The organism is Armatimonadota bacterium (assembly GCA_035527535.1).
Taxonomy (GTDB): domain Bacteria; phylum Armatimonadota; class Hebobacteria.
Map to the genome: position 1 here is coordinate 1 of DATLAK010000160.1, position 18,247 is coordinate 18,247.

Here is an 18,247-nt window from a genome sequence, read left to right on the forward strand (position 1 = left end):
GGGGGGTGTACCGCGAGCCCAACTTCCCCTTCGCCGATGATGCCCTGGCGCTGATCTCGCTGGCCCACTACAAGGAGTTCGTCTATCCCTATCACAAGCGCATACTCGACGAGTTCAGCGACGGCACCGGCGTGCGCATCCACCTTTGCGGCGATGCCACCAGGCATTTCAAGTTCCTCAAGGACATGTTCAACGTTACATCATTTGACACCGGGTTCCCCGTCGACCATGGGAAGCTGCGGGAGGAGCTCGGTACCGAGGTCCTGATTCAGGGCGGGCCGACCGTTATGCTGCTGAAGGACGGTGGCGAGCCGGAGATAGCGAGGGAGGTGAAGCGGATCTGCGAGTCGGGTGTCATGAATGGAGGCCGCTTCATCATGATCGCGGCCAACAACCTTGCGCCCTGCACCCCCCTCGAGCACATCCAGGCACTCTACGAAGCCACCAAGCGCTACGGCATGTACATGTAGGTCGGCGTGGGACACCGGTTGGGCGACGCGGATAGTGCCTTGCACCTGACGGATGATGGCGAGACGGTGGGTGTGGCCGCTTTCCTGGGGTGCTCTCCATGACTTCCCGCGAACGCGTTACCGCCGCTTTGCGCCACGTCGAGCCGGACCGAACGCCGGTATTCGAGTATGTACTGCTGCCGCCGGTCGGGAAGCAAATTCTCGGGCGGCCCTGCTGTGATTACGTGTGCGCGGATCCGGGCTGGCCATCGCTGGTGGCAGAGCTGGGGTGGGAGCACGCGGTGCGGCGCTACGCGGCCGATCGTGTGGAGCTGGCCGTGCGCCTCGGCCACGACTTGCTCTACGTCGTACCGGCACCGCCTCCCTGTCATCCGACCGCGCCCCCCGTTGTCGCGCAGGAAACAGATGACCCGGTGGAACGTATGCGCAGGCGCACCTGCCTCGCGAAAGAGTACTGGGCGCCGCCGAACCAGGATTCCTTTCTTGTCTACCAATGCCTGCAAGAGGAAATGGGCCGGCAGGACCTCGACCTGCCGATCCTCGCCCCGGCGTATGCTCACGGAGTATGGACCGATGTTGACCTCATGCAGGCGCTGCTCCTCGCGCCGGAGATTGCGCACCAGCACTTCGGGTTCGCCACCCGTTCCGCGTTGGCGCTGATCGAGCAGTATCTCCGGTTGGGAATCGCGCAAATCGGCGTGGGAGGGGACTTCTCCGGAACGCGCCCGCTGATCTCGCCGCACGCGTACCGCAGCTTCATCGTGCCAGAGGTGCGCACGCTCTCACGCCGCATCCATGCCGCCGGTGGCTGGGCGGTAAACGCCAGCGACGGCGACCTTTGGCCAGTCATCGAGGACTTCCTGATCGGCTGCGAGGTTGACGGGTATCTCGAGATTGATGAGAGCGCCGGGATGGATATGCGTCGGCTGAAGGCGGCTTACGGCAGCCGCATCACGTTCTACGGCAACATGGATTGCGGCAGTACTCTGAGCTTCGGGACCCCAGACGCAATCCGGCAGGCTACCAGGGAATGTCTCTCGGCCGGGCTGGGCGACGGCGGCCATGTTTTCTGCGCCAGTAACGCGATTACGGAGAGCGTCTCACTCACCAACTACCTGGCGATGGTGAACGCCTACCGGGAGTTTTGGGGCCTGGCGGCATTCGAGTAGCATGTCCCCGCGGCCGCTCGAAAAGCACATACTCAACTGAACGCCGCTGATCTGCGCGGAGAAGGACCAGCTTGTGGGCTACCGTCTACGGACGAGTGACCCAGGCGCACAGCATTGTTGGGACGAAACCAAGCAGGGGCCAGCATGAATCTCAAGGAGAACTGCCTCGAAGCGGTTCAATCTTCTTCGCCCTCTCCCGCCCGGCGAATGGAAGCTCGCGCCGCAACCAGGGCCTGCTTGGCCGCCTCCAGCCCCTCCACTGTCGCCGCGTCTTCCGGGCGGCCAGTCTCCTTGACCCGCAGCCGCGCCTCCACGATGGCGTTGTGCAATTCGCTCAGCGCGCTGTCCACCCAGCCGCCAATAGCCGCATCCGCTTTCACCCTCGCCTCCGTTCTCCCCGCCTGCCCGGCGGCAGCGCTCTCCTGTTCAAGTTTGCAGCACAACTCAGCCACGCCCCGCAGCGACTTGGGCTCGTTGACCCATCCCATCCCCGGCCGCATCACCTGCCTCCTTACCGTCTTCACCGCGATACGATAGCGCCGGTCGCCGCGAGTCATGTCGGTAGAATGCCCTCGTTCGTCCGCTGGTATCCGCAAACGCTCAGAACGCTGATTAGCTTCTGTCGCGCCTCTTTGTCTCCCATCGGCCTGCGCATGGTCGCCCCCTTCTGTTGCCTATCGGGTCCGACCCCTTACAGTTACCACCACAAGCGATTGCGGTCAAGCCCCTACGGCTCGCGCCCGGGCGCGGACAAGGCCGGAGATGCGCTTGCCCTGTGGGGCGATTCGAGCGATGTATATGGAGGCGGCGCGGCGTCTGTTGTCTTGACCTTAAGATGCTAACCTGCTATAATGTGCACGTCAGGAAAGCACGGGAGGTGGCGGCGATGGTGAGACTGAGCTTGCGGGTGTCGGAGGAGCTGCACGAAAAGCTGCGCTGGCTGCCGTACAAGGAACGGCGCAGCCAGCACGACATCATGCTGGAGTTGCTGGAGAAGGCGATGGCCAAGGTCCAGGTGCCGAAGGAGGCAGGCAAGTGAGTGCTACACAGGACCTGGTTGAAGCTCTGTTTGGGCCGTCGGCGCCGGATGCTGACCCCTGCCCCGCCCGCACTCGAGCCGTGGCCGAGCGCAAGCGAGTCGTGCGCAGCCGCGTCCAAGAAATGACACTTGCCCCGGACAGCTTGGAGGTAGAAATCACCTACCGGCTGCCGGAGCCGGTTATGAATGGCGTGGTAGCCGGGGCCCGATGTGAGGCCTTTAACAAACTTCTCGCCACGGCCACAGCCTTGAGGTTGGTCTACATGGCCGGGGTGCGCGGAAGAAGAGCGTGCTGCACTCGGTCAGCATGACTGTGTGCGCGCGCAAGTTGTCCGCACCCTACCCGAAACGTCACAAACGTCATACTCGTGATCGCTCCTCGTGGCAATCCTCCCCCCGCGCCACTGCCAGCGCGCAGATCTCAAGCGCTCTTTAGCGGGGGCTGCGGGAGGCCATGCGGCAGGATGGTGCCTAGCGAGTGGGTCGAAGCCGCGTCTGGGCGAGTATTATCCAGAGCGCCGGGTCTCTCAGAGACGCATCGCGGGTTCGAATCCCCGGCGGGATTTTGACACACGTAACTTTCGCAGATCCGGTACGGGTGATGAGCCTTTCGGGGCGCCGTCGCGCCGAGCGCAACTCCGTAGCCGAGCGAGGAGAAACGCAGATGGTCTCGGCATCCTCGTAGCGCCCGGTGGCTAGAAGCCGTGGACATCGCGGGCCAGACTGCCGAGGTGGAGCGCGTCGGATCGAACCCACGCCCGAAGAGCAGTTCCCGCCGGCTGCTACGAGCGTTTCCTGCGTATGCTTGCCACGACCGCGCAGGCCCACGACCCTGACCCGGATGCGGCTTCCCGCGCTGAACCGCCACTCCGATCGGGAGTTGCGACACCGCCGCGCGGTCACCCAGAACCCCGCGTCCGGCGGCTCGACTAGCAGGGGTTTGCGGCCAGTCCACAGAAGATGGGCCCCGGCGCTGAAGTCCGACTGTCGACGCGGAGGAGGTGCTGCCGTGACGCACATGCCCAGTCTGAGGCCGAGAGGGCTGCTTGAGATCATTGACGAGACCTTCCGGCTGTATCGCGCCAACTTCTGGCTGTTCTTCTGCATCGCCGCCATCGCTTACCTACCGCTCAGCGTGGTCGCAGCGCTCCCCAGCCAGTATGGTGCCGCTGTGGGGGCCCTGCTCCTCGGCGCTGCCGGTTTCGTCGTCAGCGGCGCATTGACCAAGGCGGTCTCCGATCGCTACATGGGCGACCCGGCTAGCTTCGGCTCCGCGTACGGCTACATCGTCCGCCGTCTCGTTCCCTTTGCGCTCACTGCTCTCGCCGCGGCGGTCTTCGTGATGAGCGGCGTACTGCTGCTGGGGGTCGGGATGATAGTCTTCGCGTTCTGGATTGCATTCGTGACACCGGTATTCGTAATTGAGGACAAGCGCTACTTCAGTGCGATCTGGCGCAGCAAGTACTTGGTGGGGCAGGGTGTGTGGGCCGAGTACTTAGTGCTGGGGCTGATTACCGGGATTCTATCGCTGCTGATCCAGTCGCCAGCTCTGTTACTCCAGCAGTTCGCGAAAGAATCGCAATCGAGCTTGTGGCTGGTGCACGGCCTGATATCGGGCCTGGCGAACAGCCTCGCTACCCCGGTGGGCCTGGTTGCGGGCATCCTTCTCTACTACGATTCCCGTATGCGCAAAGAAGGGTTCGACCTGGAGGTGCTGGCGCGCGAACTGGGCAAGCCCCTACCAGCGCCGCCGCCCGCGACGGCCACATCGGCGGGGCTCTCCACCCCGCCACCACCGCCCCCGGCCCCACCCCGGGAGGGTGCGTGATACGCTTGGCGGCCGCGGTGGCCGTCATTGCGCTGAGCGCTTGCGCCGCTGCGGCCCGACCATTGACCTCCGGCGAATACGCACGGGCCGTGGCTGATGCGGCGGCAGGCTTCGATCAGGCGGCTGCCTCCGGCAAGCGCGACGGGGCGGCGGCCAAGCGGGCGCTAGCCAGCTTGCCCGTACAGGCCCGGGTTCAAAGCCCGGACGGCGCAGTGATGGTGGTGGACAACCGGCGCCTGATCCAAGCGCTGCGCCGGCAGGTTGGCAGCCGCGAGGGCATTCCCGCCGCCGCCGCCGCTTTGCGCAGCCTCGACCACGTGGTGACAGCGCGCGCCCAGCCGGCGCCGGCACGGGCCCGAGACGTGCTCGCGCAGATCCTGCGCCGCCGCGAGTTTCGGCCCGGCCGGATCCAGGTGCTATGGGCGCGCATTGGGCGCGTGCTGGAGCGGGTAATCGAGAAGGTGGGCCGTCTCCTGGGTCGCGTCTTCGACGCCCTGACTCGTTTTGCGCCGGCGCTGCCGCGGCAGGTCTGGCGAGTGGCGGTGATCGTGCTGCTGGCGGCGGCCGCGGGCGCGGCTCTGTTCCTGGTTGTACGCCTGGTGCTGCTGATGATGCCGGATCGGCCTAGGCCGGTGCGCGCGAAGGCCCCCGTGCAAGCGCCAGTCCATCCCTCCGCAGCCTGGCTCGCCGATGCCGAGGCTGCGGCCGGCGTCCGGGACTATCGCAGCGCGATTCGCGCGCTGCACATGGCGGCGCTCGTGCGGCTGGACGAGGCCGGCCTGGTCCGCTACGTGGACTCGCGCACCGACGGACGCTTCGTGACCGCCCTGCGCGAGGGCGGACGGCACGAGCTGGCTCAAGCCGTGGCCGCGTTGGGCCTGGTGTTCGCCGTCGCCTGGTATGGGCTGGGGTCGGCCGGCGCCGACGAGTACGCGGTGGCGCGCAGCCATTGGAACCTGCTGGAGGCGGGGACGACCGCATGAAAGTGCCGCGCGAGGCATGGTGGCTGGCGGGGCTGGTGATCGCGATCCTGCTCCTCGGGCACTTCGTGGTGAGGGGGGCTCCCCCGCAATCGGCAGCGGCGCGCCGCACCACGTACAGCACGGCGCCGGACGGCATGCTGGCTTTCTTCCTCACCCTGCGCGAGCTGGGATATGACGCGCGGCGCCTGCACGTCCCCTTCGGCGACTCCACGCTGCCCCGCGGCGCCAGCCTGGTGGTGGCGGAGCCGCTGGTGCCGGTGACCGAGCGCGAGATGGCGGCGCTCAAGCGCTGGGTGGCCAAGGGCCATACCCTGGTGCTGGCGGGCGAGGACTTCGCGCAGCGGACGACGGCGGCCTTCCCCCAGGCCGACCTCCTGGAAGAGCCGCCGGTGACGTACGCCCGCCCCGCGCAGCCTACCTACCTGGCACAGGGGGTCAAGCGCCTGGCGGTGTGCGCATACCGGCGCATCGCCGTGCCGGCCCGGCCGCGCTCCGCCGCTGCCGGGCAAGCGGACGCGGATCGGCGCTGGTTTGCGCCGCGCCCGGGGGCGACGGAGGACGCGCTGCAAGCCGCCATTCCCGTGTTCGCGGACGCCGAGGGGACGGTGGTCGCGTACGCGCACCTCGGGGAGGGCCGGGTCATCTTCCTGAGCAGCCCCTGGAGCCTGTCGAACGAGGGTATCCGGCGAGCGGACGACCTGATCTTCGCGATCAACGCCCTGGGCGCGCGGCCCGGGGGCGCAGTCTACTTCGACGAATACCACCAGGGATACGGCCAGAACGTGGCCTGGGGATTGATCCCACTGCCGCTCAAGCTCGCGCTTGCGAACCTGCTGGTGGGCATCCTGCTAGTCCTGTACGCGCGCGGCCGGCGCTTCGGCGCGCCGACGCCGCTCGATGCGAGGCGGCGCGAACGCAGCGAGTTCTTGGGCACCATGACGGCGCTGCTGCGCGCGGGGCATGCGACGCGGCTTGCAGTGCGCACCGCCCTTGAGCACGCGGTGCAAGGGCTGCGCCTGGAGACCGGGCTGGCGCCGAGCGCCCAGTACGCCGAACTCGTCCGCGCGGTTTCCCGCATCAACCCCGATGCCGCCCCCAGACTTGAGTCTGCCTTGCGGCGGTGCCAAACGGCGCTGGACGGGCGGGGCACGCTCAGTGAGGCCCAGGCGGTGGCATTGGTGCGAGAGTTGGACGATGCGGTTCGATCGGTGCGGAAAGTCTAATCGAGGGAACGTGGAGATGACTATCAAGGACCTGATGGCGCAGACGCAGGCTGAGGTGGGCAAGGTCGTGCTGGGGCAGCAGCAAGTTGTGGAGCAGGTGGTGACCGCCATGCTGGCGGGCGGGCACGTGCTGCTGGAGGGCGTGCCCGGGGTGGCGAAGACGCTGCTGAGCCGGGCGGTTGCGCACTGCGTGGGGGCGGAGTTCCGCCGCGTTCAGTGCACCCCCGACCTCATGCCCTCCGACGTCACCGGCACCAATGTCTTCGACCTGCAGTCGCGCACCTTCCGGCTGGTCAAGGGGCCGGTCTTCACCAACGTGCTATTGGTGGACGAGATCAACCGCACCCCGCCCAAGACCCAGTCGGCGCTGTTGCAGGCGATGCAGGAGCGCTGCGTTACGATGGACGGGGTCGACTATGCGCTGAGCGAACCATTCTTCGTGGTTGCAACGCAGAACCCGATCGAGTACGAGGGTACTTATCCCCTGCCGGAGGCCCAACTCGACCGCTTCCTGATGAAGGTACGCGTGGGTTACCCCGAGGCTGGGCAGGAGAACGAGATCCTCAAGCTCTATGTGCGGGGCGCGGACCCCCAGGACCTCGTTGCGGCTGGCGTCGAGCCGGTAATCGGCCCGGACCAGCTGGAGGATGCCCGGCGCGAACTGGCGGGCCAGACCGTGCGCGATGAGATGATCACGTACGTTGCCGATCTCGCGCGGCGGACGCGCGAGTCCCCCCGCACCATCTTAGGGGCGAGCCCGCGCGCGGCGGTGGCATTGATGCGCTGCGCCCAGGTACGCGCGGCCGTGCAAGGCCGCACTTTCGTCATCCCCGATGATGTGCAAGATATGGCGCATCCGGTGCTGCGGCATCGGATCATCCTCAGACCGGAAGCCGAGATCGAGGGCCTGACCGCGGAGGGTCTCATTGACGGAGTCATCTCAGCCGTTCCCGTCCCACGCTAGCGACGCGGCGAGCGAGCAACCGCCAGCTGCGTTGCACTGGCTGCCCAGCGCGCGTCTCGGCGTGGTGGTGGCGGGCGGCGCGGTGTGGTTGGCGCTGGCTGCGGCGTGGTCGTCGCTGCTCTGGCTGGTTCCGCTTTGGTGGGCGGGTCTAGTTGCGGCGGTGTGGGGCGACGTCTCTGCGCTGCGTGGAGCTGAGGCATTGACGGCCCGGCGGGAGACGCATAACGTCATGTCGCTGGGCGGGGCGAATCGCGTGACAATCGTGCTGCGCAACCGCTCGGCCTATCGCTTTCGTTGCCTGGTGCGAGACGAGCCGCCGCTCGATATGCCTAATGACCGCCCGCGCATGTCCTGTGAACTCGGCGCGCGCAGCGAATGCCGAGCGACCTACCGAGTCACGCCGCCGCGCCGCGGCGATTACGGGTTCGGTGCTCTCAATATGCGGGTGACCGGCGGCTTTGGGCTGCTGATGCGCCAGTTGCGCTTCGATCTCACTCAACGTGTGAAAGTCTATCCGAGCCTGGCGGGCATCAGGGCACACGAGGTAGCGGCGCGCAAGGAGCGACTGGCTGACCTCGGGGTGCACCTGTCGCGACTGCGAGGCACCGGTCTCGAGTTCGAGTCCCTGCGCGCCTATGTCCCTGGTGACGAACTGCGGCGCGTGGACTGGAAGGCGACCGCGCGCCGTGCCGAGCCCATTACCCGCCAGTTCGATGTCGAGCGCAGCCAGCACATTGTCCTCTGCCTTGATCTCGGCCGCACGATGGCCAGCGACCTCGGCGCGATGACCAAGACCGATCATGCGGTGAATGCGGCCACGCTGCTGGCCTATGTGGCGGACAAGGCAGGGGATTGGGTGGGGGTGTACGCGTTCGCGCAGGGACCAACGGTGTTCGTGCCGCCCGGCAGGCACCAGTTCCCGCGGCTGCTGGACACGCTCTATGGGCTTCAGCCGCAGGGGATCGAGGCTGACTACTACGAGTCGCTGCTGGCGGCCGCCCACCGGATTCGCAAGCGTTCGCTGGTGGTGCTCTTCACTGACTTGCTCGACCCTGATTCATCGGCGCGGCTGATCCGCCACATAACGCTGTTGACCGAGCGCCACTTGGTGCTGTGCGCCGCGCTGAGCGACTACGAGCTTCACGAGCTTGCGGCACGGTCGCCCGGCCAGCCGCGCGAGCTGTACGAGCGCGCCGTCGCCACCGCCTTGCTGACGGATCGGCGGCGCGCCCTGGACGCGCTGCGCCAACGCGGCGCGATCGCGCTCGACGCGACGCCAGCGAACCTGTCGGTCGAAGTCCTCAACCGCTACCTCGAGATCAAGCAGCGCGCTCGCCTCTAGCCGTTTGCCGGCCGCGTCCGGCCAGCAGGATGTAGCTCCAGAACCCGGTCGCCAGCAGCGCGGCGGCAGCCAGCTTCATTGCCGGCGGTAGCGCTGCTGGAGAAAACAGACCCTCGACCAGCCCTGCCACGACCAGGAACACGACGACGCCCAGGATCATCACTCCCGCCTGGCGCCCGGCTAACCGCAGAGCATCAAGGCGAGTATAATCTCCCGGCTCGACTACCGCCAGTCCCAACATGAGTCCCGCCGCGGCGGCGATGACGATGGAGGGTAGCTCGATCACCCCATGGGGCGCGACGAAACACCAGAACTGCAGCGCCGCGTCGGTGCGGGTGACGCCGGCGCCGATGACCCCCAGCACAAACCCGTTGTAGAGCAGGACCGCGATGGTACCCAGACCCAGCAGAATGCCGGTCGAGAATGCCAGGAACGAGACTTTGATGTTGTTGATCATTATCAGCGAGGAGGCAATAGGCCGGAAATCCGCCGGCAGCCAATCTCGTGCGCCCTGGTGGCGTTCGGCGATTGCATCGAGCGCGGCGGCCAAGCCCGGGCTGATGAGCTCCAACGTGCCGGGCCGCAGCCAGGCCAGCAGGGCGCCGACAACCGCTGGCGCGAGGAACAGACAAGCGCAGATCATGATGAGCCGCCCGTGGCGGCGCAGCGTCTGCGGCAGTTCGGCCCGGAAGAAGCGGCGAACTCCTGCCCAGCCCGAGGATTCGGTAACGTAGAGCAGCCCGTAGGCGCGCCCCACCAGCCAGTTGAGGTGTTCGAGTTCGCGCGGGTCGAGACCATAGGCGCGCGCGTGGGACAACGCGGAGACCGCGCGCCGGTAGAGGCGTCCAAACTCGAGCAGTTCGTCCTCGCTCAGGCCGCGCAGGCCGTTCACCCGCGAGGCGCGAGCAACCAACTTAGCGAGACGGTCGCGCTGCGCCGCTGCATCCCGCCCCGGGGGCTGAGCGCCAACGGGCTGGCTTGACAAGGGCTCGCTAATCCGGGACCATTGACTTGAGTAAGCCATGGAGCTCAACGAGACGAAGACCATCGTCACGCCGGAACAGGTGGAGATCGTTTACAGCCTGGCCGGCATCGGCACCCGTTTCGGCGCCCTCGTGGCCGACACCTTTCTCCAGTTGCTGGTTGCCGGCTTGGCCGTGGGGCTGCTGGCCCTGCTCGGCATCGGAATCGCCCGATGGCGACTGTCCCCGGTGGACGCCATGCGCGTTCCCGCGTGGCTGATGGCGATAACGATCGTCGCCGTCTTCGGGGTCATGTGGGGCTATTACATTCTATGGGAGACCCTGTGGAATGGGCAGACGCCTGGCAAGCGCCTTGCCGGTATCCGCGTCATGCGCGACGGCGGTTATCCCGTAGACTTCCGCGCCGCCTTCGTGCGGAACATCGTGCGCTACGTGGATTTTCTGCCCGCATTTTACGGCGTCGGCACTTTGGCCATCTTCCTCAGCAAGGATTCCAAGCGCCTGGGGGACTACGCTGCGGGAACCATCGTGGTCATGGATGGGGCCCCGACGCCAGCGACAGCAGCGCGAGCCCCGGCGCCTGTGCCGGCCGCCGCGCCGCAGCAGCTACTGACTGATCCCACGTTCCTCAACCTGCGCGCCATCAGCCGCGGGCAATTTTCGGTGCTGGACCGTTTTCTCGCTCGTCGCGCGACCCTGCCGGCGGACGTGCGGGCTGCGCTGGCGCGCAAGATCGCGTTGTCCCTAATGCCCGTTATTGGCATGACACCGCCTGCCGATGAGGGCTATGCTTACGAATCCTTACTTGTCGAGCTGGCGCAGGCCTACCGCAACCGCCGCGGGAATTGACGACCTCAGTGTCAGATGCGGATCTGCGGCGCCGGAGCGCTGGTCGGCCTCCCTCCTGCCGGGCACTTGCACTTCAGAGCTTCAGCAAGCGTGGGTGCACCGTAACGTTCCCGACCGTCGGCTGCGCGGTCTAGACCGAGCGTGCCACGCGCATCGGATTGGCCGCGCCGCGCAGAGAGGTGGAGACTCGGGTTCGAAGACACGAGAATCCTACCCCGGGCGGGAATCGAAGCATTCGGCAGCCTTAGGCGGACTTGAGTTCAAATTCGCCGTCTTCTCTAACTGTGGACTGATTGGGGCAAGTCCATAGTCTTCAAAGAATCAGAGAGGCCAGACGCCGTTTTCGGGCCAGAATGGGGGCAAACGGCGGCAACCAAGTCCACAGTTTGCGGCGGCCTCGAAACGCCAGAATCAGGCGAATCGTGCGCGTGAAACGGCCATGAGAGCCTGCGAGCCCGCACCCCCGATTCTCGCAGAGAGAGGTTTCGAGCGCGATAGGTTGGTGGAGGAAGACGACCTGCAATCGAAACGTCTCCGCCGTCCGAATGAGAGCGCAACGCCAGCAGTGCCGATCCCCTTCGAGCGCGCGTCTTTGGCGATGCCAAGATCATCGCCTATCGTCTCCCGGCTGGAGTCCGGTATCGCACCGCGGCCCGGCGGAAACCGGCCTCCCCGCGTTCCTCCGCGCCTCCTCAGTCCTTCGTCTTCCCGCCGGGCGTCAGTACCCCCGCGCCTGCCCCAGTTCGGGAATCATCCCCCCGCCGTCGGGGCATCATCGGGTGCGAGCAAGGCGCGGCCTGCGTCGCCCAACCGGCGTCCCATGCCTACTTAGCATCGACACTCCGACCTGGTCCTCGGGTCGGTCCTCCGGGCAGCTCCGGTCTCTTCTGGCCTGCGACCGCGGCCGCGGAAGAGCTGCTCGGCGCTTTCTCCAGTGTGCACGCACCAGCCAACTGCCTGGCGTTCAAGGAGGTGCTGGCCAGATACACCGGTGACTGATCGAGCCCTATTCTGCGTTCGGACAATCGGTTGCCGACGATGTTGTACGCAACGACTCCCGTCGGCAGCGCCAGGCGCCAGTCACAGCTTGCCGCCTCTGCCTCCGAAACCCAGACAGCCATGATTGCACGCTTTCCACACTGGAACGAGTAACCATAGATGCCGCTCGGACTGCCACTGTCAACGGTGCTTGGCCTCTCCATCGGGCTCGTGTACACCGGCTTCGCGCCTAGCAAGTTGGCCAGCGCCGCTTGTGCGGCATAGAGCTTGCGCGGCATTCCTTCCTCGCCAATCAAAGCGCACTCGAGGTTCCATGAACCGTTGTTGACTTCGCCCTCGGCCCCCTGGTGGTAGAAGAGCTTCTCGACACCATGGGCCAGCATGATGACACTGTAACGCACCGTCCAATCGGCGCACTGGCGTTCGTTCTTGAGTTGGAGGTTGGCTGACCAGTGCCCCGGCGGAGCCACCCATGGCGACCACGGCTTGTCGTCCGCAGCGTAGTACGAGTACTCGGTCATCCAGATGGGCTTGCGCCCGCCACTGCGGTCCATGAGCGATAAGAGCGATTGCATGTGCCCAATGAACTCTTCGGGGGCTGTAAACACTCCATAGTTATGGAGGTTGTAGATGTCAATGTAGCTCAATCCGCCAGAGGACACAAAAGCCGAGGAATAGCGCCACGGCTCAGCGCTGAACCCGCCAATCACCTTGCAGGTCGGGTCCGCCGCCTTCATCACCGGATAAGCCTGCTTGAGGAGAGCGATGTAGTCGTCGGGAGCGTACTCTGCCGCCGGCAGGCAGAACTCGGTCCAAAGGGGTTCGTTAAGGAACTCCCAGATCCTTACGCCACTCCTATAGCGGCTGATCGCCTGTTCCATGAACCCCATCAGAAGCGACTTGTCTGCCGGCATATACGACATCCTGCTCCAGCGGTTCGCCTGGACCTCGGCCGGCGCCAACGATCCCCAGTTCGTGGACGGCAGCGGGAAGAGCCCCAGCACATGCATCCCCTGCTCCTGCACCCGCGCGATATGCTGGTCCGACTCAGCAAACGAGAGCTGGCCTTCCACCGGCTCGAGGTTACCCCAAACCAACGACCAGTCCCGGGCCCAGGTGATCCCGGCCTTAACGAGCAGTTGGCAGAGCTCTGGTGTCGTAGGAGCATGGTTGATGCCGAACAGGGAGTCGCGAGAGGAGTGCGCTGGGATAATGGCAAACCGAAGCGACCGCGAATGCCGCACTCCGCCCAAATCCCAGGATAGGTTCACTCGGTAGAACCCTGGCTCTTTGGTGGTGAGCGGCCAATCGTGCAATGCGGTCTCACCGGCGGGGACTCTGATGTCGAGTTTGTCAAAGGCGATCGTGCTGTCGAAGTAGTCCTGGATGCTTCGCTGCAGCGTGATCTTGACCGGCGAGGCCGTTGCGTTTGCGCCATACACGTGCAGCAGCGCCGTCTCACCCATCGTAAAGACATTGCCGAATTTGCCAGCGTCAAACCCGACTTCAACCTGCTCTCGACGGGCATAAGGCGTCTCCGAAGACGCCTGCTCCAGTTGAACCGCGTCTATCCAGACCGTGGCCGATGCGTCTGGCGTACCGGACAGGTCCGGGCCTGCCGCGATGCACATATCCCGCTCGGCAGCGGGGGCAGTAAACGCGTATCTTGCCCACTGCTTGGAAAGGGTGACCGCCTTTGATTCCGCCGTCGGCGTGCGTCCACCGACGGGGTCGGGGCCGTAGCGAAACATCAGCTTCGCTTTCACCCCGGGCCGATCGGCCTTCATATAGACCGAGAGCGTGTAGTCCTCCCCAGGAATTGCATCTACCCAACCCAGGTTTGCCGCCAAGGGTGCGCTTTGCACCTTCCGAGCGGCCGGCCAGACGTCATAGTACGTCGTGCGAGTCTTGCCGGGTCCGAGCTCGATGCGTAGACTGTGATTCCCCTCCCACGCCTCTCCCTCCACAACCTCCCCGTATAGCCCACAGAGATCGCCGCCCCAGCCAGTCTTGGCCCCCAGAGACGACCAGCCGTCGGAACCGAGCTCGAAGGAGCTATTTGGGAGGACATTCTTCGATCCTATAGATGGAATCCTTGGGTTCCATCTTGGATGATCGCTCGGACTCGTCGCGCCTGTCGCCGGCGCGGCAGCCAGAACCAGAAGCGGACCGAGGAGATAGAGGGTCATAGCTTTGTCCCTACAGGACCGGGTTTTCGAGGCAAGGGTCCAGGAATCCCGATCGCGCCTTCCGGTTGAGGTTCAGCCATCATGGGAGAGATCCGGGGTTGAATCAAGGTACACCTCGGATGTCCCTGCTCCCGCATCTTGTCCCGTCCGCGCGAGCTTTCGACGGTTCTCGCGCCTGGCCACCAACGCCCGAGTCTGCAGCGCTCTTCGCCGCGCCACAATGGCTTCCCTGCGGGCGGAAACTGCCTCCTCGGGCACGGCTGTGCTGCGCCTAGCGGTCACCTTCCCCGATCCTCGAAACTGGTCTTGGTACCGCCCCGCTCATGTGGCAGAGCCGACAAGACCTGTGGTCACTTACCCTGGCGCCGCCTTGTGCGGCTCCTGCGGTCCCTCATTTCCTGAGTTCAGCTAGCGCCACCCAGCCGAGTCAGCAGTGGCCCCCGCCCTCGTCAACGCTCCTCGGGAAACAAACTCGTTCCCAATCCCCAAGGCCGTTCGACCCATGTGTTGCTTTACCCAGTTCGTATCCCCCGCCGCTGGTCCGCGCCGCGCGATTCGGGCGTCTACCCGTGTCCCAAAGCTGCCTGACAAGCACAGGGTGGACCAGGATTTGGGGTCCAGAACATCAGTAAGCTGCGGGAAGCGGAGGTTGAGCTGAGCAGGGGGGCGACGGGGCCACCTATCCGGGCAGTGCAGAGCGACGCGAATACGGAAGTGCGGGCTCCGCTATGGGCCACGACATGCACTCGCCAGTCTGGCTAGCGCCGCGCGGGACGCAACCGGTTCCGCTGCAAGCCGATCTTCTCGAAGGGAATGGGCACAAACCCCCGCAGACGCTTGAACACCTCGGCATCGCGCCGCAGCCGGAAGTCGCCCTTCGCCGCGTCGATGAAGCCGGGGTCGTCATTCGTCATGAAGTTCTCAGAGGCATCGAATTGCCAGTTGCCGCTGGTGGCTTCGCCGCACCTCACCAACACGTTGCGCTTCGCATGGTTCACCCGCGGCACGCCCGGCGGCGGGTCCATGAACCCCACCAGCTCCGGGTAGCGCGCGGTATAGGGCGGCTTCGTGATGTCCACCTCCTTGAGCAGCTTGTCAGGGAAGGAGCAGTCCTGACCGCCCCTGAGCGCATCTCGCCAGCGCGCGTCGTCCCACGGCGCTGAGCCGAGGGCCCGCTTGCACTGGATGAAGATGTTGTTCTCGGCCCGAATGTCGTGCCCACCGTGGGAGAATACCGTCCCAAACGGGCCTCTCCCAGGATCGCCGCAGCGGAAGAGCACGTTCCCGAAGACAGTGTCGCCGCCGTCGCCATCGTCGAAATAGACTGCGGCGCTGCCATGCCCCATCTGACTTCCGATGTCATGCCAGTAGTTGAAGCGAATCTGGTTGCCTCGACACGACGGGTTGCGGCCCTTATAGAGGGCTCCGCAGTCGTCGCTCTCGGTGCAGACACCGTGTACTTCGTTATACTCGAAGATATGGTCGTTGCCGTGCAGCATGATCGCTTGGTGAGGAGCGTCGTGAATCAGGTTGTGCCCGGCCCGGTTACCCACGCCCCCCAGCGTGATACCGTAAGCCGCGGTTAGTTGGAGGGCAGAGAACCTCCAGATGTGGTTGTTCAGCGCCTCGTGGCCGGCTGGCGTCAGTGTCTGACGGTCGCCGCCTTCCAGCACCAGGCCGCCGGCGCCAGTATCGTGGATGTCGCACGCCTCCACGCGATGCTTCGTCCCGCGTGAGACCCGAATCCCGAGCTGCCGCATGTTGTGGACTTCACACGCCTCGATGGAGCACGCGGTGCCGCCTTTCACCTCGATGCCATCGCTCAGACCGGTCTCGATGACGAAGCCCCGCATGGTGATATGGGAGGCATCGTGCAGCGCCACGACGGGGGTTTCCAGTGTGGCGAGGGTGACGCGCGCGGTGTCTATGTCCGACGGCGGCCAGAAGTAGAGGTTGCCTCTTTCCCGGTCGATGTAGAACTCGCCGGGGCTCTCCAGTTCCTCCAACAGGTTCAATGCGCGGTAACGGCGGGGCGACGGGTTCCCCTGCTGAATGCTGTAGACGTGCGGCACCGCGAGTGTGATTCGCCGGCTCGCAAGGTCAATGGCCCCAATCTTGATGACCTCATCGCACCAGTCATAACACCAGTACCCCTGCAGCCACACGCCGTCGGCGCTGCCCCACCGCGCGGGGCGGTCCCCGGAATACTCGAACGCGCCCGGGTGGCCGGACATATCACCTTCGCGCGGGGACGATCCCGCCTCGAGGATGCGCGCGATGGTGGCCCAGCCTTGGTTAGGCCACCGCGCCAGGGCCATGCGCTGGCCATTGAAGAACAACTCCGGGCCCGGCGGAGCGCCGCGGTAGGCCACCGGAAATGGCGTCAGTGATGAGACCCCAACACTCTTCAGATCCGCGCACACCACATGACCACGAGCGGCGGGATCGAGGCGGGAGAGCAGCGCGGAGTCGTCGACAGGCAGAAAAGCCGTGGAGGGCACCGACCGCCCGCCGACCAGGCGCACTGCCTCGCCTGGAGCAGAACGCCACACCACAGGATTCGCCTTCGTACCGGAGTCTTCGGGACCCAGGCTGAAGGTCGCGGTCTGTTCATAGGCGCCACCGCGCACGACCACTGCGCGGCGCGTAGCAGTCCCAATCATCCGCACAGCCGCGCGCGCCCGCTGTAGAGTGGCAAAGGGCTTGCTCCTAGTACCCTGATTCGCGTCATTGCCCGTTGGAGCGACGTAGAAGATGGTCTTCGTTGCCGCCGGCATGGCAAGCCCGACCAGCGCAGCAAGGCAAAGAAAAACCATGCCCAACCTCGTGATCTCCTTTCGCTCAGCGGTCATTGGTGAGGGCGAGCCCGTAGTATCCGGCGATCTGTCCGCCCGGCATCCCCCTACAGTACCATCAGGAACGGACATCACGGTATTCCCGGCGATCACCGGTTTCCCTGCCGGATAAGGTTGGAGCTGTCGTCCGGCTTGGCACGGCGGCTCTTTGCCGAGGCGTCGCAAGTGGGTGCTCATGAGCGCATCGGCGGGTCCATGCGAGTCGCGCTGCCACAGCCGACCGGTCGCTACTTCAATCGATCACTGCTAGGCCGGCCCCCAGTCACACCAGCAACCACCAATCCCATCGCCCAACACCCTTTGATGCGGCGAGGACAGCGCCCATGGGTCTCCGGAAAGCACGGGAACCCAGTAGTCTAATCAAGCAGACGCGATCATCCACTGAAGCGCAGCTTCCAGTTTGCTCCTCACTTGCATGGCGATCTCTGCCAGGGCTGGGTTCTCGGCAACGGCGGAAACGGCTTTGACTGGGTCCATCGCGGCGATGACACAACCTCCGGCATCTTCGTAGACAATGACATTGCAGGGCAGAAGAAGGCCGATCTCAAGTTCCGCCTCCAGTGCCTTGTGAGCGAAAGGAGGGTTGCAGGCGCCCAGAATCACGTAGGGCCGAAAGTCAAACCCGAGCTTCTCCTTCAGAGTCTTCCTCACATCGATCTCGGTCAGCACACCGAAACCTTGTTGTTTGAGGGCCTCCCGGATTGCGGTCAGTGCCGGTTCGTATGATAAGCTGGTTCTGACGCGCATCCCGTAGGACGAGCGTTCCAGTTGCATAGCTTCCCTTCTCCTGTTTGCCATAGCATTGTTGAGCGTCAGCGATTGCGGCGGAAATCGGGGGAGGAGTGAATTAAGGTGCGCTTCGGGTGTGCCCGCTCCCGCATTCTCCGCTATCCCCGTCATCTCCCGATAGCGCTCCCGCCTGGCCAGCCGGCGGGTCCGCACCTGAAGCGCTTTTCGCCCCACCAGGACGGCCTCCTTGCCGCTGAACCAGACATCGTCTGGGTGTTGAGGTTCAGCAATCATGGGACAAATCCGGGGGTGAACTAAGTGACCTTGCCCCCTAGAACGAGTCCAGGTGAAATGTTAGTATTTGGGGGCTGGACCGTCAAGGAGGAGCAGGGAGATGAGTCAGAAGCGCTACACGCCGGAGCAGATCATTCACAAGCTGCGGGAGGCGGAGGTGGAGATTGGCAAGGGAGGTACGGTCGGGCAGGCGTGCAAGAAGATCGGGGTGACAGAACAGACGTTCTATCGGTGGCGTGCCGAGTATGGCGGGCTGAAGCTAGATCAGGCGAAGCGGCTGAAGGGGCTGGAGGCGGAGAACGCACGGCTGAAGCGCATGGTGGCGGATCAA

15 protein-coding genes are annotated in these 18,247 nt (G+C 65.1%); 10 read left to right on the top strand and 5 right to left on the bottom strand.

The window, feature by feature from the left end:
• Both VM221_11185 and VM221_11190 read left to right on the top strand, forming a co-directional pair.
• The coding region (locus tag VM221_11185; GenBank protein HUT75379.1) for a uroporphyrinogen decarboxylase family protein at window positions 1-470 on the top strand (470 nt) is incomplete at its 5' end.
• Between the two features lie 98 nt (window positions 471-568).
• Complete coding sequence (locus tag VM221_11190) at window positions 569-1,639, top strand: uroporphyrinogen decarboxylase family protein (protein ID HUT75380.1); 1,071 nt, start codon at window positions 569-571, stop codon at window positions 1,637-1,639.
• A gap of 176 nt (window positions 1,640-1,815) precedes the next feature.
• On the opposite strand, the gene VM221_11195 is transcribed toward VM221_11190, so the two are convergent.
• Entirely contained in the window at window positions 1,816-2,196 is a 381-nt protein-coding gene (locus VM221_11195) for a hypothetical protein (protein HUT75381.1), read from the bottom strand.
• Window positions 2,197-2,525: 329 nt separating this feature from the next.
• Between VM221_11195 and VM221_11200 the strand changes: the two genes are divergently transcribed.
• From VM221_11200 to VM221_11225, 6 genes are all read left to right on the top strand, one after another.
• Complete coding sequence (locus VM221_11200) at window positions 2,526-2,678, top strand: hypothetical protein (protein HUT75382.1); 153 nt, start codon at window positions 2,526-2,528, stop codon at window positions 2,676-2,678.
• Window positions 2,679-3,687: 1,009 nt separating this feature from the next.
• Window positions 3,688-4,506 carry a hypothetical protein gene (locus VM221_11205; protein ID HUT75383.1) on the top strand — a complete coding sequence of 273 codons (819 nt, stop codon included), beginning with the start codon at window positions 3,688-3,690 and terminating at the stop codon, window positions 4,504-4,506.
• Window positions 4,503-5,489 carry a DUF4129 domain-containing protein gene (locus tag VM221_11210; GenBank protein HUT75384.1) on the top strand — a complete coding sequence of 329 codons (987 nt, stop codon included), beginning with the start codon at window positions 4,503-4,505 and terminating at the stop codon, window positions 5,487-5,489. Before VM221_11205 ends, VM221_11210 begins: the two co-directional genes overlap by 4 nt.
• A complete protein-coding gene (locus VM221_11215; GenBank protein HUT75385.1) occupies window positions 5,486-6,712 on the top strand; it encodes a DUF4350 domain-containing protein in 1,227 nt (408 codons plus the stop codon). The genes VM221_11210 and VM221_11215 overlap by 4 nt, the downstream gene beginning before the upstream one ends.
• Before the next feature lie 16 nt (window positions 6,713-6,728).
• Entirely contained in the window at window positions 6,729-7,676 is a 948-nt protein-coding gene (locus tag VM221_11220) for a MoxR family ATPase (GenBank protein ID HUT75386.1), read from the top strand.
• Complete coding sequence (locus VM221_11225; GenBank protein HUT75387.1) at window positions 7,639-9,018, top strand: DUF58 domain-containing protein; 1,380 nt, start codon at window positions 7,639-7,641, stop codon at window positions 9,016-9,018. Before VM221_11220 ends, VM221_11225 begins: the two co-directional genes overlap by 38 nt.
• On the opposite strand, the gene VM221_11230 is transcribed toward VM221_11225, so the two are convergent.
• On the bottom strand, window positions 8,996-9,910 hold the full coding sequence (locus VM221_11230; GenBank protein ID HUT75388.1) for a stage II sporulation protein M: 915 nt from the start codon (window positions 9,908-9,910) through the stop codon (window positions 8,996-8,998). The two genes, VM221_11225 and VM221_11230, sit on opposite strands and share 23 nt — an antisense overlap.
• A 130-nt stretch (window positions 9,911-10,040) precedes the next feature.
• Between VM221_11230 and VM221_11235 the strand changes: the two genes are divergently transcribed.
• Entirely contained in the window at window positions 10,041-10,850 is an 810-nt protein-coding gene (locus tag VM221_11235; protein HUT75389.1) for an RDD family protein, read from the top strand.
• 824 nt (window positions 10,851-11,674) lie between these two features.
• Here the strand turns inward: VM221_11235 and VM221_11240 are convergent.
• From VM221_11240 to VM221_11250, 3 genes are all read right to left on the bottom strand, one after another.
• Complete coding sequence (locus VM221_11240; GenBank protein HUT75390.1) at window positions 11,675-13,699, bottom strand: glycosyl hydrolase; 2,025 nt, start codon at window positions 13,697-13,699, stop codon at window positions 11,675-11,677.
• Window positions 13,700-14,796: 1,097 nt separating this feature from the next.
• Window positions 14,797-16,854 (bottom strand): right-handed parallel beta-helix repeat-containing protein, encoded by a 2,058-nt coding sequence (locus VM221_11245; GenBank protein HUT75391.1) that lies wholly within the window; start codon window positions 16,852-16,854, stop codon window positions 14,797-14,799.
• Between the two features lie 399 nt (window positions 16,855-17,253).
• Window positions 17,254-17,916, bottom strand: a complete 663-nt coding sequence (locus VM221_11250; GenBank protein HUT75392.1) for a DUF302 domain-containing protein — start codon at window positions 17,914-17,916, stop codon at window positions 17,254-17,256.
• Between the two features lie 100 nt (window positions 17,917-18,016).
• Between VM221_11250 and VM221_11255 the strand changes: the two genes are divergently transcribed.
• The coding region (locus VM221_11255; protein HUT75393.1) for a transposase at window positions 18,017-18,247 on the top strand (231 nt) is incomplete at its 3' end.